General features: G+C 44.7%; 22 protein-coding genes. 8 read left to right on the top strand and 14 right to left on the bottom strand.

The annotated features are described in order from the left end of the window. Positions 1–31: 31 nt before the first annotated feature. Entirely contained in the window at positions 32–1,180 is a 1,149-nt protein-coding gene (locus P0M28_RS25060) for a peroxiredoxin family protein (RefSeq protein WP_302206088.1), read from the top strand. 110 nt (positions 1,181–1,290) lie between these two features. Here P0M28_RS25060 and P0M28_RS25055 read toward each other — a convergent pair whose 3' ends face one another. The 4 genes from P0M28_RS25055 to tilS all read right to left on the bottom strand — a co-directional run bounded on the left by P0M28_RS25055 (position 1,291) and on the right by tilS (position 4,805). Continuing rightward, positions 1,291–1,725 (bottom strand): hypothetical protein, encoded by a 435-nt coding sequence (locus P0M28_RS25055; protein WP_302206086.1) that lies wholly within the window; start codon positions 1,723–1,725, stop codon positions 1,291–1,293. Positions 1,726–1,815: 90 nt separating this feature from the next. Beyond that, positions 1,816–2,742 carry a malate dehydrogenase gene (gene mdh / locus P0M28_RS25050; protein WP_302206084.1) on the bottom strand — a complete coding sequence of 309 codons (927 nt, stop codon included), beginning with the start codon at positions 2,740–2,742 and terminating at the stop codon, positions 1,816–1,818. Positions 2,743–2,821: 79 nt separating this feature from the next. Further along, on the bottom strand, positions 2,822–3,343 hold the full coding sequence (locus P0M28_RS25045; protein ID WP_302206068.1) for a Crp/Fnr family transcriptional regulator: 522 nt from the start codon (positions 3,341–3,343) through the stop codon (positions 2,822–2,824). A 121-nt stretch (positions 3,344–3,464) separates the two neighbouring features. Further along, complete coding sequence (tilS, locus tag P0M28_RS25040) at positions 3,465–4,805, bottom strand: tRNA lysidine(34) synthetase TilS (protein ID WP_302206065.1); 1,341 nt, start codon at positions 4,803–4,805, stop codon at positions 3,465–3,467. Between the two features lie 37 nt (positions 4,806–4,842). Here tilS and P0M28_RS25035 point away from each other — a divergent pair, with 37 nt between their 5' ends. Further along, a complete protein-coding gene (locus P0M28_RS25035; protein ID WP_302206063.1) occupies positions 4,843–6,429 on the top strand; it encodes an OstA-like protein in 1,587 nt (528 codons plus the stop codon). Between the two features lie 163 nt (positions 6,430–6,592). On the opposite strand, the gene P0M28_RS25030 is transcribed toward P0M28_RS25035, so the two are convergent. The 6 genes from P0M28_RS25030 to P0M28_RS25005 are packed head-to-tail and all read right to left on the bottom strand — an operon-like array spanning position 6,593 to position 11,881. Next, the gene (locus tag P0M28_RS25030; RefSeq protein WP_302206062.1) at positions 6,593–7,369 is read right to left on the bottom strand and encodes an SDR family NAD(P)-dependent oxidoreductase; all 777 of its coding nucleotides are present in this window, start codon (positions 7,367–7,369) and stop codon (positions 6,593–6,595) included. Between the two features lies 1 nt (position 7,370). Beyond that, entirely contained in the window at positions 7,371–8,402 is a 1,032-nt protein-coding gene (locus tag P0M28_RS25025; protein ID WP_302206061.1) for a zinc-dependent alcohol dehydrogenase, read from the bottom strand. A 12-nt stretch (positions 8,403–8,414) separates the two neighbouring features. Next, positions 8,415–9,020, bottom strand: coding sequence for an SUKH-4 family immunity protein (locus tag P0M28_RS25020; RefSeq protein WP_302206060.1), 606 nt, complete (start codon positions 9,018–9,020; stop codon positions 8,415–8,417). Between the two features lie 50 nt (positions 9,021–9,070). Next, the gene (locus tag P0M28_RS25015) at positions 9,071–9,997 is read right to left on the bottom strand and encodes a transketolase family protein (protein WP_302206059.1); all 927 of its coding nucleotides are present in this window, start codon (positions 9,995–9,997) and stop codon (positions 9,071–9,073) included. Beyond that, positions 9,987–10,814: a transketolase gene (locus P0M28_RS25010; RefSeq protein WP_302206057.1), complete on the bottom strand. Its 828-nt coding sequence runs from the start codon at positions 10,812–10,814 to the stop codon at positions 9,987–9,989. Before P0M28_RS25010 ends, P0M28_RS25015 begins: the two co-directional genes overlap by 11 nt. Positions 10,815–10,831: 17 nt before the next feature. Further along, positions 10,832–11,881, bottom strand: a complete 1,050-nt coding sequence (locus P0M28_RS25005; RefSeq protein WP_302206056.1) for a sugar phosphate isomerase/epimerase family protein — start codon at positions 11,879–11,881, stop codon at positions 10,832–10,834. Positions 11,882–12,223: 342 nt separating this feature from the next. Between P0M28_RS25005 and P0M28_RS25000 the strand changes: the two genes are divergently transcribed. From P0M28_RS25000 to recN, 6 genes are all read left to right on the top strand, one after another. Next, positions 12,224–12,928, top strand: a complete 705-nt coding sequence (locus P0M28_RS25000; RefSeq protein WP_302206055.1) for a T9SS type A sorting domain-containing protein — start codon at positions 12,224–12,226, stop codon at positions 12,926–12,928. Between the two features lie 107 nt (positions 12,929–13,035). Then, positions 13,036–13,839: an outer membrane protein assembly factor BamD gene (locus P0M28_RS24995; protein WP_302206053.1), complete on the top strand. Its 804-nt coding sequence runs from the start codon at positions 13,036–13,038 to the stop codon at positions 13,837–13,839. 11 nt (positions 13,840–13,850) lie between these two features. Then, positions 13,851–14,174, top strand: a complete 324-nt coding sequence (locus tag P0M28_RS24990) for a DNA-directed RNA polymerase subunit omega (RefSeq protein ID WP_302206051.1) — start codon at positions 13,851–13,853, stop codon at positions 14,172–14,174. 7 nt (positions 14,175–14,181) lie between these two features. Then, complete coding sequence (gene coaBC, locus P0M28_RS24985) at positions 14,182–15,390, top strand: bifunctional phosphopantothenoylcysteine decarboxylase/phosphopantothenate--cysteine ligase CoaBC (RefSeq protein ID WP_302206050.1); 1,209 nt, start codon at positions 14,182–14,184, stop codon at positions 15,388–15,390. Continuing rightward, complete coding sequence (gene porD, locus P0M28_RS24980) at positions 15,380–16,273, top strand: type IX secretion system protein PorD (protein ID WP_302206048.1); 894 nt, start codon at positions 15,380–15,382, stop codon at positions 16,271–16,273. Before coaBC ends, porD begins: the two co-directional genes overlap by 11 nt. A gap of 526 nt (positions 16,274–16,799) precedes the next feature. After that, the gene (recN, locus tag P0M28_RS24975; protein WP_302206046.1) at positions 16,800–18,452 is read left to right on the top strand and encodes a DNA repair protein RecN; all 1,653 of its coding nucleotides are present in this window, start codon (positions 16,800–16,802) and stop codon (positions 18,450–18,452) included. Positions 18,453–18,554: 102 nt separating this feature from the next. Here recN and P0M28_RS24970 read toward each other — a convergent pair whose 3' ends face one another. The 4 genes from P0M28_RS24970 to P0M28_RS24955 all read right to left on the bottom strand — a co-directional run bounded on the left by P0M28_RS24970 (position 18,555) and on the right by P0M28_RS24955 (position 21,586). Next, positions 18,555–19,112 (bottom strand): rhomboid family intramembrane serine protease, encoded by a 558-nt coding sequence (locus P0M28_RS24970; RefSeq protein WP_302206045.1) that lies wholly within the window; start codon positions 19,110–19,112, stop codon positions 18,555–18,557. Between the two features lie 22 nt (positions 19,113–19,134). Next, entirely contained in the window at positions 19,135–20,148 is a 1,014-nt protein-coding gene (locus P0M28_RS24965) for an endonuclease/exonuclease/phosphatase family protein (protein ID WP_302206044.1), read from the bottom strand. Positions 20,149–20,291: 143 nt separating this feature from the next. After that, a complete protein-coding gene (locus P0M28_RS24960) occupies positions 20,292–21,116 on the bottom strand; it encodes a tetratricopeptide repeat protein (protein WP_302206043.1) in 825 nt (274 codons plus the stop codon). Continuing rightward, positions 21,113–21,586, bottom strand: a complete 474-nt coding sequence (locus P0M28_RS24955) for a hypothetical protein (protein ID WP_302206042.1) — start codon at positions 21,584–21,586, stop codon at positions 21,113–21,115. Before P0M28_RS24955 ends, P0M28_RS24960 begins: the two co-directional genes overlap by 4 nt. Positions 21,587–21,627 lie beyond the last annotated feature (41 nt).

Below are 21,627 nucleotides of genomic sequence, written 5' to 3'. Positions count from 1 at the left end.
CCCTATATTTGCGAACCAATCTACTAAAGATATGAAGACTTTGTATTTATATTTACTGTACAGTGCTGCTCTACTTAGTACCTACAGTTGTACCGAAGGACAATCTAACGGTAGCCAAACAGCCAATACCACCGCTCATCAGCTATGGATTGAAGGGAAGATTCTTAACCCCCAAGCCAATGAACACTTAGTGCTAGAACGTATTGGCGAGAACGATATTGAAGTGGTGGATACGCTCATCGTTACCAGCGACAGCACTTTTCGCTACAGCCTCAAAGAAAACGAACCTGGATTTTATCGCCTCAACCTGTTTAACCGTCAGTATGTAAACTTGATTCTGGATGACGAAAATATAAAAATAGTAGCCGATGGTAGTCGTCCCGACGGGGAAGTGGAAGTAACTGGCTCTACTGATACGGATTATCTGTACGCTGTTAATGACATTATGCGGAATATGCAGGAGCAAATCAATGGTCTCAATGCCGACTACATGAAAGCTCGCTCCGAAAGTGATACTGAAGTAATGCAGCAAATTGAGCAGCAGTACCTCCAAATTGAGCAAAAGAACAATGAAAAAGTAAAGGGTAAAATTAGAGAGATGGGTGGCTCCATCGCGGCTCTCTACGCCGTCAATTTTCTGGATGCCGAAAAAGAGTTTCCCTTTTTAGACGAGCTAGCTGCCAAATTTCAGGAAGAGCTGCCGGATTCACCCTACACTCAGCAGTTTGTAAACCAGGTGGAGAGCCTCCGGTCGCTGGCCATTGGGATGCCCGCCCCCGATATTCAACTACCCAACCCCGAAGGAGATACGGTGAGTCTCTCTTCTTTACAGGGCAAATACGTGATGATTGACTTTTGGGCAGCATGGTGTAAACCCTGCCGAATGGAAAACCCTAATGTGGTACGGATGTACAACAAGTACAAAGATGAAGGTTTTGAGATTTACGGGGTGTCTTTAGATCGCTCTAAAGAAGATTGGGTAGAAGCTATTCAGAAAGATCAGCTAACCTGGGAGCAAGTTTCTGACTTGCAGTACTTCGATTCGCAAGCTGCCCGCTTGTACAATATTAACGCTATTCCGGCCACAGTGCTAGTTGATCCCGATGGAAAGATTATTGCCAAAAATCTTCGCGGGCCAGCGTTAGAAGAAAAGCTTAGTGAGATTTTTGGTGGTACTTAACCTAATTAATAATTTCTCTAACTCTACTGGAGCTAGTCACAGACTCTAGGAGAGCTGGGGGCTCTGCCATTCGACCTTGCCTGGAATACGAATTAATCTGGGTAGAGGTTTTATTTGGGTTGCATGGAATTCCAGCGTTCTGCTCGCTCAATGCCACCTTTCAACGCCCGTTGTACTGTTTCTAAAGATGCCTCAAAGTTTTCGCTTTGAGTAGTATCGGTATCGAGATCAACGCTGTCAAACTGAGCGGGATACTGCGTGCGTAACACAATCCAAGCGGTTTCCGCATCGGTTAGGGCGAAATAGATGCTTTCTAAAGTATCAGTCTGATTCTGGACTATAGTATCGAGCGCATAGAGGCTATCTAGATCCTTGCGAAACTGCTCCTGCAATTGCCGCACTTGCTCAATCTGCTGAGCCAGCAGAGTTATCTGCGAGAGGGAGGTATCTTCTAGCGAATCTGTATTAGTTGATTGCCCCGCTTTCAACTCATCCACCGTACGCTCGGAAGTAGCGGACGGTTGACAAGCGGTGATGAACAACAAAAAAATTGACAGTTGACAATTGATAATGGATAAGTAAAAGCGAACCATTTGATACACACTATCAATTATCAATTGTCAACTATCAACAGATTACATGTCTTCTAGCACCTTCATCACTTCGCGTACGTGCTGCTCGGAGGTTTTCAGTAGCTCCATCTCATCGTCATTCAACTGCAATTCAATCACCTTCTCTACTCCGTTTTTACCCAGAATAACCGGAACTCCCAAGTAGCAGTCGCTGATACCGTACTCTCCATCCAACTGAATACATACCGGAAACACTCGTCGCTGATCTTTTACAATAGCCTCTACCATCTGCGCCGCAGCTGAACCAGGAGCATACCAGGCCGAGGTGCCCATTAGTTTTACCAGCTCTCCGCCACCCGTTTTGGTGCGTTGCACAATAGCAGCTAGTTTATCGTCATCAATCAGTTCGGTTACCGGAATTCCACCTACGGTCGTGTAGCGAGGCAGCGGAACCATCGTATCGCCGTGGCCACCCATCAGCACAGCCTGAATGTCTTTAGGTGAAACATCCAGAGCTTCAGCTAAGAACGCTCGGTAGCGAGCCGTATCCAAAATACCCGCCATACCCATTACTTTGGTGCGCGGTGCCTTAGAAGTAAGATGCGCCTGATAGGTCATTACATCCAGTGGGTTAGAAACTACGATGATAATGGCATCGGGCGAATGCTCGATTACGTTTTCGGTCACTGATTTTACAATCTTGGCGTTGGTGCCGATCAAATCATCACGCGACATGCCGGGTTTGCGAGGCAAGCCGGAAGTGATTACCACCACTTCTGATCCAGCAGTTTTGCTGTAATCATTCGTAGCCCCTACGGTTCGAGTGTCATATAAGTTGATGGGAGCTTTCTCCCATATATCAAGGGCTTTTCCTTCGGCTAGCCCCTCTTTAATATCGACAACAATTACCTCATTAGCAATTTCGCGGTAAGCCAGCACGTCGGCGCAAGTAGCCCCTACGTTACCCGCTCCTACTACAGTAACTTTCATAAACTAGGTTGATTTTGAGTGAAAAAATATTCGCACTTGCAATCTAAATCAGGAAGGAGACAAACCCAAACCGGATTGCCTAAATATTGGCACTCACTTGGTTGAGATTAAAAAAGCCTTTAGCCGAACGATATACGTGAAACAAATCCTGGAGATAAGCATCGTGTATTTCGCCTAAGGAAGCCAACATCTTGGCCTTAATCCGGGGATTACTGGCAAATACGTCCTGAATATTTACATGAGGAATTACGTAAAGCTCAGCTTCCGTTGAACGCACTACCGAGCTGTAGGGACGTTGAGTCTTCACCAGTAAGGTGTTGTTTCCAAAAGATTGTCCGGCACTAACAACACTTAACGTTTCAAAATCTTGCCCCTCGTCGATTAGTAAAGCCACTCGACCACTTTTTACTAAGTACAACGCATGACTAGGATCTTTTCGGAAAAACACTACTTCATCTTCTTTGTATTTTCGGAGGTACAGATACGAAAAGAAAGCTGACTTTTCCTTAGCGGTAAGCTGCTCAAATAACTGAAAGGTGGACAGAAAATCAATGAGCCCTAGCTCCTCATCTGTAAACGACCGTTGAAAGGGATTTCGCATTATGTGATTGCAAATTACAAATTGAAAATTCTGCTTGCCTAGCTATCTGATAATTAGATACTGAAGATTACTAATGGCACGAAGAAAGTATCGCTACCAAAAATACACAGTTTTCGCCAAACTAGTGAGCTTGCCAAGTGATTTCGTAAATGGGTGCATCCGGTTCAGTAAGCCGAAAGCGATGGTCAATCCGGTGACCAATGAGCCACACTATTTCATCGCCGGAAAGCAAAACTAGCACTTTTTCTTTCTGGTAACGAGGCACTTTACTGTCAATGAGAAAATCACTCACCTTTTTATGATGCTTCATTCCCAACGGCTGAAATGTATCGCCCGGCTTCCAGCGACGAACTTGAAGGGGAAACTGAAGTTTGGAATACGCTAGCGTGGCAACGTTTGCATCCGGTTTTATCGGGTAATCTGGCACTTCTACTTTTTTACCTTGTAGTTGACCAAACGGAGTTGACGTAGTTTCTTCCGCGGGGTGCTGAACAAAAAACTCTATCGCAGAATCTCTCACCGTTATAATTAATTGTTCCCGATCCATCCAGAGACAATAACCGTCTGAAAGAAACTGCTTACCGGATTGACTACCTCGCCTTACGGCATCTGAAATCTGCTTCGCTTCATTCCAGGTAAATCCGTAGGGTGAAACCCATTCTAGCAGCAAAGAAGTTGCTTGAGGGTGCTCTTTTAAAATATCCTTACGAATAAATATTGCCCCATCTTCTCTAGTAATTACCTCATTTTCAATCTTTTCCACATCGCGCTGGAAAATAGCTTCTACCTCCCTTAAGCGTTGAAAAGTAGTTTGCGTGGTTTCTAGCAAAGCCGGATTTATCTTTTGCAAAGCCGGAATAATATGGTGGCGGACCTGATTACGCTGGTAATAATCTTCCGCATTGCTGCGATCTTCTCGCCACTTCAGTTGATTTTGTTCAGCGTAAGCTAGAATTTCTTCTTTCGTTGCCCACAGCAACGGCCGAATCCAGATGTCTACTTTGGGTAACATTCCTCGCAACCCAGCAATACCACCACCTTTGGCTAGGTTCAGTAGCATGGTTTCCAGTTGGTCGTTATGGTGATGAGCCAAAGCTACGTAACTAAAACCTTCGTCGGCAGCTAAGTACTTAAACCACTCCCGACGAAGCTGACGAGCTGCCATTTGGGTAGATATTTTTTGGCTATCGGCAAAGACCTGGGTATTGAACGAGCTACTAAAAAAAGGAACCGCGTACTCTTCCGCTAGCTCCCGAACAAACACTTCATCCTGCACTGACTCTTCGCCTCGTAATTGAAAATTATTGTGGGCAATAGCCCAGTGGCAACGTTCTTGTGAGAAAAGATAACTGAGCACCGACGAGTCCACTCCCCCACTTACGGAAAGAAGGATTCGGTCGTTGGGTTCGAACAACCGCTGTTCGTTATTATATTTGCGAAAATTTTCTTGAAATGAATTCAATGCTTTTGCCGTTAGCAATGGTAAGGTACAAAATAGAATGAATAACATAGTACGCATAGCCATCGTCATCAGTTTACTTGCTTTTATCGGCGTGGCACCGGCTTTCGGTCAGAGTAAAATAAAGATTGATAAGGCCGAGCGGTTAACCGGCGGTAAGGATGCTGCCGGAAATAGTTATCGCAAGCTTATTGGCGATGTTCAGCTAGTACAGGGCAATACCCGCATTTTTGGTGATTCGGTGATCTACTACCAAGACCGAAATTTCACCGAGGTCTTCGGCGACATTGTGCGAATTGAGGAGGGGGATACGATTGTAGTAACCGGAGGGCAACTGCGCTACGATGGCGATAATAAAATAGCGGAAATGCGGGATAACGTAATCTACCGCGACCCTAGCATGACACTGTATACCGATTTTTTAGACTACAATCTGGCCGACAATATTGCGTATTACTACAACGGTGGCAAACTGGTGGATACCACCAACGTGCTAACTAGTCGCTTAGGCAATTACCGAACAGCCACTAATTTGGCTGCTTTTAAGGACAGTGTGGTACTGGTTAATCCTGAGTACACATTGGAAGCCGATACGCTGGAATACAACACCGCTACCCAGGTTGCCTACACGCGAGGCCCCACAGTTATTACATCCGAAGATAGTACGCAACTCAATGCGGAGGCCGGTAGTGAAATCAGTACCACCGATAAGCAGTCTATTTTCGGATTGGGTACGATTGAGACCGATGCGTATCTGATTAGTGCCGACCGACTGTTTGCTGATGAGCTGAATAAACGATACAATGCGACTAGTAATGTTGAAATGGTTTCTAAGGAGCAAGATGTGATTATTATCGGCGATTCGGCTTTCTATCAGCTCGAAGAAGGGGTGACGAAGATTTATGGTAATCCGGTGATGAAGAAGGTTATGGAAGGCGACACTTTGTATCTGGCGGCGGATACGCTGGTTAGTGTGGAAGATTCTATTCCGGCCAATGAGCGCATTCTGGCTTATCCCAACGTTCGCATTTATCGTTCGGATCTTCAGGGTATTGCCGATTCACTAGCGTATAATCTTCTCGACTCCATGCTTTTTTTCTATCAAGACCCAGTACTGTGGGCGCAGGGTAGCCAGATTGAAGCCGACTCAATTAACATAGAGCTGGTGAACGGGCAAATTCACAAAATGAACGCTACAGACAATTCCTTCGTCGTCTCTACCGATACGCTCAGTAATTTCAATCAGATTAAGGGACGAGATATGGAAGCATTTTTTAATGAGGGAAATATATCCAACATTAATGTTCACGGCAACGGCGAAAGTATCTATTTTCCCTTACAGGGCGATTCGGTGATTGTGGCGATGAACCGTATTCTGTGCAGCGATATTTACATCTATTTCGATGAAAACGAGCTGAGCAGCATCAAGTTTGATGTAAAACCAGAAGGAAAGTTTATCCCTCCCCACGAAATTACTCCCGAAGAAACTAAACTAGATGGATTTGCTTGGCGAATTGAAGAACGCCCTACACTGGAAACTATCTTCAACTATATTCCCCCCGATGTCCCCGGCCCTCCCCCCATCAACATTGAGGTGAAACCCGTTCCCATTCCCACGTTTCCTTAAAGACATAGATGGTGATAAGATAAGTCAGAAATAAACAATAGCCACTCTTGCCGGATTTATTCCGGCATCTCCCACTTAGCATGGGAGAGACCCCGGAATTCGCTCTGCTCATCCGGGGATACGGGTAGTTTCTCCCTGGGTTTAATTTTTTTTGCCAGTTATTTTAAGACTCCTTATCATAAGGAAAAGGACTGGTGGCCGTCCAGCCACCGTCCACGATTAAGGTTTGGCCGGTAACCTGAGAAGCTTCCGCAGAAAGAAAGAACAACGCCGCTTGAGCAATATCGGATGTTTCCGCCGGACGCTGCGTGGGAGTTACCTGTCGCCAGCTTTCTACGTAGTTTTCATCTTCCTGCAAAGTCCGATCGGTTACCGTGGCTCCGGGTGCCACCGCATTGATCGTAATCTGATATGGTGAAAGCTCCGCCACCAGATTTTTTGCCATCATACTTAGCGCAGCTTTAGTCATGGCGTAAACAGTCAACTTAGCGGCCGCTTGCACCCCGATAACCGATGACATTAGTAGAACACGCCCGCCTTGCCCTTGCTCCCGCATTTGCTGAGCAGCCGCTTGAGTCAGAAAAAAACCACCTCGCAAATTCAAGTCCACTACTTTCTGAAAGTCTTCCGGCTTGAAGCTAAAAAAATCCCCAAACATGGTAATTCCCGCGTTGGGAACTACCATATCTACCCTGCCGAACTGGATTACGGCTTCTTTTACAATTTGCTGAGCAAATTCTACCTGACTAGCATCCCCCGGGAAGGCTACGCACTTCCCTTCCCCTTCCGATTGAATTGCATCTGCCGCTTGATGGGCTAGTGAAGTATCCAGATCATTGAGTACTATGGATGCTCCTTCTTGTACTAAATGTCGGGCAATCTCGTAACCGATGCCGGTTCCGGCTCCAGTAATTACTGCTACTCTATTTTTGAAGCGCATACTATTCTGGGTTCAAAAGTACTTTTACCGCTTGTTTTTCTTCCATCAGATCGAAACCCTTACGCCAATCAGACAGTGAAAAGCGGTGCGTGATGACATCGCTCAAATCTAGGGTTTGCTGACCCAAAATTTGCATCGTCCGCCGCCAGGTTTCTTTGGTGTACCCTACCGAACCGTAAATCTTTAATTGCCGGAATGCCACCAAATCCCACGGCAAAGTGAGATCTCGACCAAAATGACCTACCTGCACGTAGCACCCTAACGGGCGCAACGACTGCATACAGTTTTGTACCGAAGCTTCGGCTCCCGCAGTTTCAATTGCCAAAGCTACTCCCTGTCCGCCAGTTTCTTCGGCAATCGCTTCAGCCAGATTTTCTTGGTTAACGACTACCGTGCGAGCGGCACCGTACTTACGAGCCATTTCCAGTCGCATATCATCGTCGCTGGCACCAGCTACAATCACCTTTAGACCATGAGCTAGCAGCATTTTTAGGCACAGCAGTCCGATTGGCCCCGGCCCGGATAGCAACACCACATCGCCCAGCCGAAAGGAAGCCACTTCTTCTACTACGTGTACGGCCACTGCCAATGGTTCTACCAGTGCCCCATATTCCATCGATACGCCTTCGGGAATTTTGAACAGTTGATCCGACCGAACGGCGGCGTACTTGGTGAAAGCTCCGTTTACGCCGTGCCCCATTCCCCGACGATTGGCGCAAAACATAAACTCTCCCCGCTCACAGTACTCACAACTACCACACTGTATCGCTGTCGCGCCCAGCACACTAAACGTATCGCCTAGTTGCACGTCTTTCACTTCTGATCCAACATCAACCACTCGCCCAGAAAACTCATGCCCAAGAATTACTGGCGGATAATTTCGAAACGTATCGTGATACACGTGTAGATCAGTACCACAAATACCACAGTGAGCAATCTCGAGCATCACCTGATTCGCTGCCCGAATTGGCTCTTCAGTCTCGCGTAGCTCTACGTTACCGGAACCTTTGTCGTATTTTATTAGAGCCTTCATAGTTAGGTGGTGTTACGGTGTTTTCAATCCTTCAAGCTCGAACCACCAATAAGATTTTTTCCTTAGGCAGTTTTGATCAGCATTTAGAAGCTTTGCCACTAGTTTATTTGATTCTATTTCTGTTAGCTGAATTTCAATAGCTGGTTGATTGTTTCTAACTAATCTTATATCCTCTACGAAGTTATGATACTCTAATAGACAGTGAGCTAAATGTTCTATGTAAGTATTCATAAACATAACAGGTATATAATCCTCGTGGTAATCTGTATCTTCTTTTGAATCTACATTATAAACATGGTGAATATCAATTTGAAATATCTGGTCGTCCCTTTCTGTGTCGATGCAAACTGAGACATTATCGCCACTTCCGATTGCGTAGTAGCTCACGAAGTCATTATTTTCCAATTCATATTCTTCTTTAATACTTTTTAGACCTTCATAATATACCTTTTGATTGAAGCTAAGAAATGGCGCACAACTATCAGGTAATCCCGATCTTATTAAAAATTCTCTGGTAACTTCACTAATGGGAACATCCTGAATTGTCTCTTTACTGTACGAAATTAGAGGTGACCATTCTTCATTCCATAACCGTTTAAAATCTTCCGCTGAAATCATAGTACCTCATTCATATCACCTAACACTGTAGCGCTCTAACACTTCAACACTTACAATATTCTTCTCGCTGCTTCTACAATATTCTTCGCCCGTAGTCCATACAAATCCAGCAGTTCATCAGCTTGTCCAGACTCTCCGAAAACATCCTGTACTCCTACCCGAATGATGGGGCAAGGGTGATGCTCGCCTACCACTCCGGCCACAGCTTCGCCTAATCCACCGATAATAGAATGCTCTTCGGCAGTGATAATTCCTTTGGTTTCTTTGGCCGCTGCAATGACTGCTTCGACATCCAATGGTTTTATAGTAGGTAAATGCAGTACTCGTACTGAATAACCTGCTTGGGAAAGTGTGTCTGCTGCTTGCAACCCTTCGCTTACCATAATTCCGGTGGTGATGATGGTAATATCAGTTCCTTCTCGTAGTAACTTAGCTTTGCCAATGGTAAAATCTGTGTGAACCTCTTCCACTACCGGATAAGCATCTCGTCCGAAACGGAGGTATACTGGGCCATTGTGTTTAGCAGCGGCAATGGTTGCCTGCTTGGCTTCTTCATAGTCGCCAGGTACTAGGACGGTCATATTTGGGAAGACGCGGGCAATGGCAATGTCTTCGTTGGCTTGGTGGGATGCGCCATCTCCCCCGGTACTGATACCACAGTGGGTTGCCCCAATCTTTACGTTCAGTTTGGGGTAGGCAATTGAGTTCCGCATCTGGTCACCCGCCCGGCAAGTAGCAAATACCCCGAATGTGGAAGCAAAGGGAATATACCCTTCCAACGCTAAGCCCGCCGCTACCGATAGCATATTCTGCTCCTGCACTCCGCAGTTAAAGAAGCGGTCGGGGTACTCATCTTCAAACTCATAAGTTTTGGTGGCTTTGGCTACATCCGCGTCCAGCACCACCAGATTATCATGATCTTTGGCTAGTTCTTTCAGACCATCCACGTAGCCCTGGCGGGTTTGCTTAAATTCCATCGGTTAGTTCCTTTAGTGCGTTTTCGTAGGCTTCTTTGTCGGGGGGAGTGCCGTGCCAGCTTACTTCGTTTTCCATAAACGAAACTCCTTTTCCTTTGGTGGTATTGGCAATAATCATAACCGGCTGAGTTTCCTGCTTGGCATCTTCTACCGTTTGAATGATTTGCTGATAATCGTGTCCATCAATAGTAAATACTTTCCATCCAAAGCTTTCCCACTTGGGGGCCAGCGGATCGAGCGGCATAATATCTTCGGAGTTGCCGTCGGTCTGCAAATAATTACGATCTACGAACCCGATTACATTGTCTAGTTTATACTTATTGGCAAACATCGCGGCTTCCCAAGCCTGCCCTTCCTGAATCTCCCCATCGCCACACATAATATAGTAGTAGTGAGATTGACCGCGAAGCTTAGCTCCCAACGCCATACCCAGTCCAGTAGAAATTCCTAGCCCCAGTGTGCCCGTATTGGCTTCAATGCCTGGGGTTTTCGGTTGGTGGGGATGCCCCTGAAGGTGAGAACCCGGTCTACGGAACATCTTTAAATCTTCCTTAGGAAAATAGCCACAGTCAGCCAATACGGCGTAAATCACCGGAGTACAGTGTCCTTTGGACAGCACAAACCGATCTCTATTTTCCCAATCTGGCTGATCCGGGCGATGGTTCATTACGTGATAGTACAGAGCCACTAGAATATCTGTCGCGCCCAAACTGCCGCCTACGTGCCCTGAATTCGCCCGGTGCACCATCGTGACGATCTCTCGGCGAATCTCAACCGCTTTTTTCTTTAATTCTATGATCTTTTCTTCGTCAATCATTGAGTTAGGTTATGAATTTATTCTAATCCGAGAATTTCCCGGTTCATCGTTCGGTCAGTTTCACTTTTGGCAAAGTCATCGAATGCTTGGGCGGTAGCATCAATCAAATGGCGTTGAATAAAGGATGCTCCTTCCTTGGCTCCTTGCTCCGGGCTTTTCACGCAGCACTCCCACTCTAAAATAGCCCAGCCGTCGTAACCATGCTCCGTCAGCAAGGAAAAAACCCGACTGAAATCAACCTGACCATCTCCCAAAGAGCGAAATCGTCCGGCTCGTTCTTTCCACGATTGGTACCCGCCGTACACTCCCTGCAAACCAGTCGGATTAAACTCCGCATCTTTCACATGAAAAGCTTTTATCCGGTCGGCAAAGATGTTAATAAACTCTAGATAATCCAGTTGCTGAAGCAGCAAATGACTAGGGTCGTAGGTGATGCCAACCGCCGGATGCTGATTGGTATGTTCTAGAAACTGCTGGAAGGTAGCTCCATCGTACAGATCAGAACCCGGATGCAGTTCGTAGCCAAACGTTACGCCATTTTCGTAAGCGTAATCCAGTAACGGTAGCCAACGTTTAGATAATTCCTGAAAAGCTTCCTCAATCAGTCCACCTGAGCGCTGGGGCCAAGGGTATAAATACGGCCAGGCCAACCCACCCGATAGTACCGAAATATTCGTCGTGCCCATATTTACTGAAGCTTGAACAGTTTTCCGAAGCTCCTCACTCGCCCACTCCACCCGTTGTTGATCGCTCAGCCCTGCTGGATAAAATGGTTGAAACAACCGCTCGTACGCCGGATGCATGGCCATTACCTGCCCTTGTAGATAGGAAGCCAGCTCAACCACTTCTATCCCTTGCTCACCTAATTTTCCTTTCAAATCATCGCAGTAGTCTTTTGAATCAGCTGCTTGACTCAAATCAATCACCCTGGTGTCCCAAGTAGGAATTTGAATACCACAGTAGCCCAGATTGGCTGCCCAAGCACTAATCGTATCCAATTGATTGAACGGTGGACTTTCGTTTAGAAATTGCGCTAAAAAAATACCAGGACCTTTAATCACAGACATCTATTGGTAGTGTAGTAAAATGGTATGGGCAGGGAAGATAATACAAACTGATTGAGTATGCTAACCAACCCACTTTGCCCTCAAATTTTGAAGATACAAACCGGTAAGGAATCTGTAAATGTACCTTTTAGAATATATTCTTCAAAAATGTACTCGTTGCTAACCCAACAAAAGGCTGTTAACAAAATTATGGAGGATAATAAACGCCAAGCAATACTATGGTTATGTCAGGAATGCATCTTAGTCTGATTGAGAGAAGTGTAACAAATCTTGGGTATTTAATTGTTTATGAGAAAAAAAATCGGTTACTTTTATAAAATATTGAAAGAACAATAACGTTTAGTGCGACTATTTTTACTCATATCACTTTTAACAGCAGTTTCTGCGTTGACTTTTGGTCAGAGTATTACGCTATTAGATCCTATTTTAGAGGAGTCAATAGCTACCGGAAACACGGTTGAAACTGAGCTACAGGTGAAAAATAGCAGCGATCACATTATCCGGCTCGGGCTTAAGTTAAATGACTCCTATCATAAGGATGATCAGCTTTCATCTATCTGCATTGGAGACGAGTGCTTTTCTCAATTTAGTGCCTTAGAAGTTACCACCCTGAATCCGGGTGAAATACTACGCGATGTACGTATCCACTTTAATGCCGGGTATGATGAGCTAACGCGGGAACTCACCGTGACCCTTTACGATATAGCAAATCCATCGGAAACCCTAACCGAGCGGTTTCGCTATCATATCAAAAATGACTTTCCGAACGGCATTTTGTTTGCCAATGAGGCTTTGCAGATTAGCAAAGTGTACCCCAACCCCGTTGCTAGCACGGCTTCTATTGATTATGACCTTCAGGATGGATCGCAACTGGCTACCATTAGCGTTCATAATATTTTAGGCGATCAGGTACTGAAACTACAACTCGACCAAGCGGAGACCAATCTCAAAATCTCTACTGACGAGTTTCCTAACGGTATCTACTTCTACACGCTACAGCTCAATGGTCAGAGCGTGACCACTAAAAAGTTTGTAGTCAGGAAATAAGCCACTTCTCTTCTTCGTTTTTAAAACATCTGGAACTTGTTGATGCACTGGGTGGTTGCAATTGGTGCGACAAGGCTCTATCTTTGCACTTTAGAAAAAACGCCGATTTGAAACAATATATTACTGTTTTTTTATTCCTTAGTACCATTTCCTTTGGCTGTAGCGATTATCGCGCTTTACTAAAGAAAGGGAGTTGGGAAGAGCAATACGAGGCTGCTTTAAAGTACTACGAAGAAAAAGATTACTACCGAGCTACCGTACTACTGGAAAATGTTCTGCCGATCATTCGGGGTACCCAAAAGTCGGAAGACGCTCAGTTTTATTATGCTTACGCCCATTACTACGAGCGCAAGTATATTCTGAGTGCTCACTACTTTAAAGAGTTTTATGAAACTTACTCCCGAAGCGAAAAAGCGCAAGAAGCTATGTTTATGCACGCTTACTCGCTCTACCTAGAATCTCCGAACCCTAGCTTAGAACAAAGCAGCACCAAAGAAGCCATTGATGCTATGCAGCGGTTCATTAATCGGCATCCGTACAGTGATTATAAAGAACGGGCGGAAGCAATCCTGGATGATCTTCAGGAAAAGCTGGAAATCAAAGCTTTTGCGAATGCCAAGCAGTATTTTGATCTTAGGCGACACGAAGCAGCCATTATCGCATTAGACAACTTTCAAAAAGATTATCCGGACTCTGATCTGAACGAAGCAGCGAGTTATTATAAGCTAGCGGCTCAGTACCAGTTGGCTGAGCAGAGTGTTATTACTAAGCAAAGAGATCGCTACTACACAACCATTGAGTTCTACCAAAACTTTATCGATAAGTACCCACAAAGTAGGTTTATTGGGCAGGCTGAGTCCATTTATGAATCTTGCTTGGGTAAAGTTCAAAAGGAAAATAATAACAGTTAATTTTTATTCTGATGATTAAGAAACCCAACGTAAACGCTTCTATTATTACCCACGATACTGATAAGTTAGCCGCTCCCACCGGAAATCTCTACGAATCAATTGTTGTTATTTCTAAGCGTGCTCGTCAGATTTCGGTGAACTTAAAAGAAGAACTGAACGGCAAGCTGGCTGAGTTTGCTACTACCGTTGATAATCTGGAAGAAGTGTTTGAAAATCGCGAACAGATCGAGATTTCTAAGTTCTACGAAAGAATGCCTAAGCCCACTATTCTGGCCACCGACGAGTTTATTAACGAAGAAGTTATGCATCGTCGGGTAGAAAACACCGAAGAATAAAATTGTTTTGTCTCTTCCAGGAAAGAAGATAATCCTCGGAGTTTGTGGAAGCATAGCCGCCTATAAAGCGGCTTTTTTAGTTCGATTACTGGTGAAAGAGGGCGCCGAGGTGCAGGTGGTTATGACGGAAGCGGCTCAAGAGTTTATTACTCCTCTCACCTTAGCTACACTTTCCAAACGCCCGGTACTTTCTCAGTTTTCTTCCGATCGCTCTACTGGGCAGTGGAATAACCACGTAGACTTAGGAATATGGGCCGATCTTCTTTTAGTTGCCCCAGCTAGTGCTCACACCTTAGCCAAATTTGCTTCCGGTCACTGCGATGATCTATTGACAGCCGTGTACCTTTCGGCCCGCTGTCCGGTTTGGGTAGCTCCTGCTATGGATTTAGATATGTATCAGCACCCTTCGGTGCAGACCAATTTGAAGAAGCTAGCATCCTACGGTAATACCATTATTGATGCGGAAGAGGGCGAACTAGCCAGTGGCCTATCCGGAGTAGGACGATTGGCCGAACCGGAGAATATTGCTCACAAGCTATCCGCATTCTTCGAGCACTCCCAGTCATTACACAATAAGAAAGTACTCATTACGGCGGGGCCAACCCAAGAACCGATCGATCCGGTTCGTTATCTTACCAATGCTTCCTCGGGCAAAATGGGCTACGCTTTGGCTCAGGAAGCAGCGCGACGAGGAGCGAAAGTAGCACTCGTCAGCGGCCTAGTCGCTTTAGAATTCAACCATCCGGCAGTGACGATAACTTCGGTTACCACTGCTGAGGAGATGCTGGAGGCTAGCCAGAAGCGGTTTGGCGAAGTAGACATCGTTATTTTCGCAGCAGCGGTATCAGATTACGCCCCAGCGCAGAAATATTCTCAAAAGATCAAAAAGAAAGACGATACGTTGACGTTAACGTTAAAAAAGAACCCCGATATAGCTCAAACGCTAGGTCGGCAAAAAAAGGATGGGCAGACTTTGGTAGGGTTTGCGCTAGAAACCAACAATGAAATTGCTCACGCCCGTCAGAAGCTAGAAAAGAAAAATTTGGATATTGTCGTTCTCAACTCGCTAAACGACCCCGGAGCAGGATTTGAGCACGATACCAATCAGGTTTCTTTGCTAAACCGAAAAAACAGTGATATTCTTCAGTTTAACTTAAAAGATAAAGCGGACGTAGCCCGTGATATTTGGAATTTCATTGAACAGTATGAAGTATAGCTTATTTATTGTCTTTGTTATCTTAAGCAGTCAGGCTAGTTGGGCTCAAGAATTAAATGCCACTGTACGGGTGAGTGGGCAAAACCTGCCTGCTTCGGCCAATCGGGTGGTAGATGACATGGAGACTGCTTTTGCCCAGTTCTTGAACAATCGCAAGTGGACGCAAGATAACTACGCCCCGGAAGAGCGCATTAATTGTAACTTTATCATCACCATTGAGGATATGCCTTCGGTGACTGATTTCACCGCAACGGTGCAGGTTCAGTCTTCCCGCCCGGTGTTCGGCTCTAATTACGAAACATTGATTCTCAATTTTGCTGACCGGGACTGGAACTTCCGCTATGCCGAAGACCAACCCCTTATTTTTAACCCCAACGCCTTTACCGATAATATTACCAGCCTACTTTCCTTTTATGCCTATATCGTTCTAGGAATGGACTACGATTCATTCGGTAATCTTGGTGGGCAACCCTACTTTGAGCTAGCCCAGCAAATTGTGGTAAATGCCCAACAACAAGGTGGCGGTTGGGATCAGTTCGGAGGAAACCGCCGAAATCGCTACTGGTTAGTAGAAAATATGATTAACCCTCAGATGATCCCGATTCGGGAAGGACTCTACCAATACCATCGCCAGGGTTTGGATATTTTTGCCGAAGAGGAAGATGAAGGGCGGTCGAATATCCTGGAAGCCCTACAGGGTATGGAGGAGATCAGCAAGCTTTTTCCTCAAGCAATTGCTATCATCTCGTTTTTTGACGCTAAAAACGATGAACTAATTAGTGTTTTCACCAAAGGCGACCCATCTGACCGAAAGCAGGCTTACAATACGCTCGTAGCCATCAACCCTTCCGAAACTGATAAGTATCAGGTAATTATTGAGTAAGGTTACAGAACTTGAGAAGTTGGATGGCTAATTGCATAGTCCATAGTCCATAGTCCATAGTCCATAGTCCATAGTCCATAGTCCATAGTCCATAGTCCATAGTCCGTTACAGGGTTAGAAAGTTGAAGGTTGCAAAGTTTTGAGTTTTGGCTCCGGAACCTGTCCGGGATTAAAAGTTTGGGGAATTATTTATCTGCACGGCAACCGTAATTATTTTGGTTTCATCAGCGATCAATTTTAAATTCCGGTCTCCGGTCTCCGGTCTCCGGTCTCCGGTCTCCGGTCTCCGGTCTCCGGTCTCCGGTCTCCGATACTTGCTATTCTAAATCTTCACATAAAATTTACCTACTTTATTCTTATCGTAAGAATTTTATTCTTTAATTTTGCATACTAGTGTTTACTCGAGAGTAGAGTATTAACAGCAGAATATCTGTAGGCTTCCCAAACCATGCTTCACCATTTGCTGTTGTAACTTTACCCATTTTAAAAAACCACCAGTCAGATAGCGATAGCCAAGTAGAAACGTATGCTGCAGAGTCTTACCATAAAAAATTATGCACTTCTTCAGGAGCTCGAGATGCGGCCTTCTGATAAGCTTAATATGATTACAGGCGAGACCGGAGCAGGAAAATCTATTATGCTTGGCGCAATTGGTTTACTATTGGGTAACCGAGCCGATACTCGCTCGCTGTACTCCGAAGATCGCAAGTGTATCATTGAAGGAGTTTTCACCATTAATAAATTTAGCCTAGAATCTATCTTTGATCAGGAAGAACTGGACTACGATCCGGTTTGTATTCTCCGACGAGAGATTAGCCCCAGCGGCAAATCACGGGCGTTTGTAAACGACACCCCGGTGAGACTGGAGACCATGCGAGGTATTGGTCATCTGCTAGTCGATATTCATAGTCAGCACGACACGCTTCTGCTAGGAGATAATTCTTATCAGCGAGAGGTCATTGATGCTTACGCCGCCAACGAGAAGCACCGAAAGACATACTATAAAAAATATCAGCAGTATCGCCGAGCCAAACAAGAATTTGAGCGAGTAAGTACTGAGGCCTCTCGTCTTCGTCAAGAAGATGACTACAATCGTTTTTTGCTGGAAGAATTACACCGAGCTACGCTACAAGACGGAGAACAGGAGCAATTGGAGGAAACCGTAAAGGTAATGGAGAATGCCGGGCATATTCAGGAGCAACTACAAACCATTCAGTTGTTATGCGGTGGCGAAGATGTGTCGGTAGATCAGCTGCTGGCTCAAATGAAGCAAGCCGTTACCAAAATTGCTAGTTTTTCTCCGGCTTACGAGACGATCTATCAGCGGATTGAAAGCTGCTTGATTGAATTGCGAGATGTAAGCAGTGAAGTAGAAAGTGAAGCACTAAAAATAGACTTTGACCAAGAAAAGGTAGAAGCCACTCAAGAGCGCCTTGACCTTCTGTACAAACTCCAGCAGAAACATCAGCGCAGCTCAGTACCTGAACTTCTGGAGTTACAACAGGAACTAGAAGAAAAGGTAGATCAAGTAAATAACCTCGACGAAGAAATCAACCGTCTCAAACAAGTCCAGGAAGTTTCTCATCGGGAAATGCAAGAAGCAGCCGAAAAGCTCACAAAATCGCGCCAAGCAACCTTCGCCCCTTTGGCGAAAGAGCTAACTAAGTTGCTCAGAAATTTGGGTATCCCAGATGCAGTGGTAGAAATTGAACGGCAGGAAGTTGAGCCTACTGACTCTGGCACCGATGAAATTGTAATCTTGTTTAGTGCCAACAAAGGAATTGCTCCTCAGGAACTACGCGGTGTAGCTTCCGGGGGCGAATTTTCCCGACTGATGTTTTGTATCAAGTACATTTTAGCCAGTAAAACATCGCTACCCACCATTATTTTTGATGAGATTGATACCGGGGTCTCCGGCGAGATAGCCATCAAAATGGTAAATATGATGAAAGAAATGGCCAATAAGCATCAAGTAATTTCTATTAGCCATTTGCCCCAGGTGGCTGCTAAGGGAGATGCCCACTACTTTGTGTATAAAGATAATAGCTCCGAAAAAGCGGTCTCCAACATTCGCCGACTATCAGAAGAAGAACGAGTGGAAGAAATTGCTAAAATGCTCGGTGGCAATAATCCATCCAGCATTGCCTACGAAAACGCGAAAGAGCTTCTATCCTGTTGAGGTGTCTGAGCCGTTGAGGAACGGTGTTCAGGCCGTCGTGGAACGATATTCAAGTGTTCAAAATTACAGAAAGTACACAAACACGCTGATACACGAGCGCATTTAGTATTTTTGTAAACGGCGGGTTCCGGTATTCACCGCATTTAAAAATCCTACCAACCCTCCTAACAGATGAGACTCCCAAGAAACGTAGCTCTGCGTTGGTAGCACCCCGTAGAAAATACTACCGTAGGAAATTAGTATAATGATTGATATCAGCAATGATTTAAAATCTCGCTGAAACAAGCCAAAGAAAATCAGGAAAAATGCCAGACCGTAGATAAGTCCGCTGGCACCAATGTGAATAGATGTGCGGGCAAATAGCCATACCAAGACACCCGTAAAAAAATAACACTGCAAAAATACCTGATTTGCTACCCGACGGTAAAACATAAACAGCACGGTCCCTAAAATTAGTACCGGCATGGTATTAGAAACCAAATGCGTTACCGATCCATGCAACATTGGGGCGGTTATAATCCCTATTAACCCTCGGATGGTGCGGGGTAAAATACCAAACATGGCCAAATCTATCGGATAGAGCTGATCCAGAAAAAATACGCCCCACATTAGAAACACCAAGCGGGCGGGAACCAACATACTACTACTGATAGACTCCATTTTGGAAAATATACTTTAACAGTTATTGTTCTAAACTACTTATTGAAGATGGCGAAATAAGCCGAATAAATACGGGTAAATGATCGCTAAAGCCGCCCTGATACCGAAAACCTACGTAGGTTCGGTTGGGCTTAAACCCTAAGTGAGCTTCATCTGATTCCAGTAGCCATTCGGGGTGATAGACCTGCCCTCGATTGCTTTCAATATACCAGCTCGCTCCACGGTCAAGCCAGTTTTCTGAGGCTAGCCATTGATCTAAAACTCCCCACTCACCCTGATGCTTGTGCGTGCCTTCAAATTGGTAATCACTAATATTTTTGATAGGTAGCTGTTCTACCAAATATTTCATGCTCACATCTTCGGGTGAATCGTTGAAGTCTCCGGTTACCAAAATCCGAGCATCCGATTCGTGGGAAAGTACGCTCCCAATATGAGCAGTCAATATGGTTGCCGCCTGTAGTCGCGATTCTTCTGATACTTTAGTCCCGCTATATCGGGAAGGCCAATGGTTTACGTAAAGATGAACCTCTTCCTGATTGGGCAATGCCACTTGTACATACAAAATGTCTCGCGTCTTTCGCCCATTGGGTAATACGACTGAGATAAAATCCTGTGCCTGAATATCAACCAATTCTGATCGGAACAATAACGCCACATCAATCCCACGAGCATCGGGCGACTCTTGGTGAATAACCTGGTAACCAAAACGATGCAACGGAGTCTCACGCAGTAAAGCTTCTAATACGTAACGATTTTCTACTTCGGCTAACCCAATAATTGCTGGGGGGTTCCACTCTCCTACCCCCACAATAACTTTATAGGTATAATTTAACTTTTTAAGAAATCTTCCGTACGTCCAGTGCCGATCTCCAGCGGGTAAAAATGCCTCATCGCGAGTGAGGGAGTCGTCCTGCACATCAAACAGGTTTTCTACGTTGTAGAACATCCACGTCATTTCCTGGCTGGTAGAAGATTGCGCGAATACTCCTACCGGAATCATGAGCAACCAAAAAATATGTCGGACAAGCACAGGCATAGAGACGCAAGGTACAAGGATAATTATTTTATCACATGCTTATTTACCCAGATACCTTACGAGCGCATCCTAGCTCAACATTGTATTACGAACCTAGTAGCTTTTCTCTAATGCCCAAGTAAACTTATGACTTATTAAACTCGCTAGTTATTGGTTATAGATACTATTTCCGATTCAATGTCTACCCGATATATTTCGTCCATTAACTGCCTGTAGGGATCGTACATTGCAAAATCACTATCATAAGTTTCAAGAGCTAGGTTCAACAAATCAAGTGCTTCCTTGGTGTTCCCAAGTTGTCGATTGGCTCTGGCTGAGTAAAAATATCCCTCGCTAATTTTGTTGTATAGATTTTGTTTCTCAAACGCCGCCAATGCTTTTGCCGGTTGGCGAAGCTCGAGATAAAGAACCCCCAAATGAAGGTAGTCGTATGCACCTTGGTTGTATTCTTCGTCTTTCACACTTGCCTCTATAATTTGAATGGCTCTTTCAACCTTACCTAATCCCTTATAGCAAAGCCCTTTAAGAATATTAAGGTGATATAGCCCGTCGCCAGTAGTTCCTAAATCGTTATCTGTTAAAGCATCTAAACTATCTATATCTGCAATTGCTTTTTCGTAATTGTTCATAAAAAACCAGTGATACCAACCTCTCCAACCAAGATGATCTACGGGTGAAATCTCTACTGCTTTATCAATTAGCTTTACCCATTCATGCATTAAGCCTCTTTTTGCATAATTCACCGATAACTCAAAGTAAGCATGATGAAATTCGGGGCAGAGTGCTATAGCGTTCAAAAGATGATTTTGAAAAGATTCATCTCCACTGTAGTGCATAACGGCTTTCTCAACCTCTAAACAAGCACTATAACAACTAGAATCTTCTTTATATAGATTACAGTTGGGCTGCGAATAAGCCCATAATGTCCATAATAGCAGACTTAGCGTTACTATTTCTTTTAGAATCACGGCATTATATCTTTTATCTCACCATTATGGATTTTGAAGGTTATGTAACGCACATAATCATAGGATTGGTTATCACTTTCCAAAACATCCCACCCCTCCAACGATCTAGTAATTTCGTATAGCTGTGTGACAAGTTCATTACTAAAGCTTTTCAGTGTATAATTCTCGTCCATCTCTATCACACGAAACCGACCGGCTTCACCGGTACAGTTCACAATAAACCTGATGGTGATGTACCCGTTCTCTGGTTTTGCTGAAGGTTTGAAAAGTGTTTTATACTTGTCGACCATTGCAGGCTTTTCACCTGCATAACTGACATCAAGATGGTGGAAATAGGGATAAAGCAAATCTTCGTGACAAACTTCAAAGTTTAGTGTATCAGATTTTGGATCATATTCTATCAATCCAATATGCTTCGGCAATTTATCTTTTTGTTGCGTTGTTGAATCACAACTCCAAAGAGAATTCATGGTTAGCAACAAAAACAGTAAGTTTCTCATCAATCAAACGA

This window comes from Tunicatimonas pelagia (assembly GCF_030506325.1).
In the GTDB taxonomy this organism is placed as follows: domain Bacteria; phylum Bacteroidota; class Bacteroidia; order Cytophagales; family Cyclobacteriaceae; genus Tunicatimonas; species Tunicatimonas pelagia.
This window is presented reverse-complemented; position numbering and strand designations above follow the sequence as displayed.

What these genes read in the sequence shown, in the direction of transcription:
- P0M28_RS25060 (WP_302206088.1), top strand. Translation starts at nt 32, where the DNA reads ATGAAGACTTTGTATTTATATTTACTGTACAGTGCTGCTCTACTTAGT.
- mdh (WP_302206084.1), bottom strand. Translation starts at nt 2,742, where the DNA reads ATGAAAGTTACTGTAGTAGGAGCGGGTAACGTAGGGGCTACTTGCGCC.
- P0M28_RS25045 (WP_302206068.1), bottom strand. Translation starts at nt 3,343, where the DNA reads ATGCGAAATCCCTTTCAACGGTCGTTTACAGATGAGGAGCTAGGGCTC.
- P0M28_RS25035 (WP_302206063.1), top strand. Translation starts at nt 4,843, where the DNA reads ATGAATAACATAGTACGCATAGCCATCGTCATCAGTTTACTTGCTTTT.
- P0M28_RS25030 (WP_302206062.1), bottom strand. Translation starts at nt 7,369, where the DNA reads ATGCGCTTCAAAAATAGAGTAGCAGTAATTACTGGAGCCGGAACCGGC.
- P0M28_RS25025 (WP_302206061.1), bottom strand. Translation starts at nt 8,402, where the DNA reads ATGAAGGCTCTAATAAAATACGACAAAGGTTCCGGTAACGTAGAGCTA.
- P0M28_RS25020 (WP_302206060.1), bottom strand. Translation starts at nt 9,020, where the DNA reads ATGATTTCAGCGGAAGATTTTAAACGGTTATGGAATGAAGAATGGTCA.
- P0M28_RS25015 (WP_302206059.1), bottom strand. Translation starts at nt 9,997, where the DNA reads ATGGAATTTAAGCAAACCCGCCAGGGCTACGTGGATGGTCTGAAAGAA.
- P0M28_RS25010 (WP_302206057.1), bottom strand. Translation starts at nt 10,814, where the DNA reads ATGATTGACGAAGAAAAGATCATAGAATTAAAGAAAAAAGCGGTTGAG.
- P0M28_RS25005 (WP_302206056.1), bottom strand. Translation starts at nt 11,881, where the DNA reads ATGTCTGTGATTAAAGGTCCTGGTATTTTTTTAGCGCAATTTCTAAAC.
- P0M28_RS24990 (WP_302206051.1), top strand. Translation starts at nt 13,851, where the DNA reads ATGATTAAGAAACCCAACGTAAACGCTTCTATTATTACCCACGATACT.
- porD (WP_302206048.1), top strand. Translation starts at nt 15,380, where the DNA reads ATGAAGTATAGCTTATTTATTGTCTTTGTTATCTTAAGCAGTCAGGCT.
- recN (WP_302206046.1), top strand. Translation starts at nt 16,800, where the DNA reads ATGCTGCAGAGTCTTACCATAAAAAATTATGCACTTCTTCAGGAGCTC.
- P0M28_RS24970 (WP_302206045.1), bottom strand. Translation starts at nt 19,112, where the DNA reads ATGGAGTCTATCAGTAGTAGTATGTTGGTTCCCGCCCGCTTGGTGTTT.
- P0M28_RS24965 (WP_302206044.1), bottom strand. Translation starts at nt 20,148, where the DNA reads ATGCCTGTGCTTGTCCGACATATTTTTTGGTTGCTCATGATTCCGGTA.
- P0M28_RS24955 (WP_302206042.1), bottom strand. Translation starts at nt 21,586, where the DNA reads ATGAATTCTCTTTGGAGTTGTGATTCAACAACGCAACAAAAAGATAAA.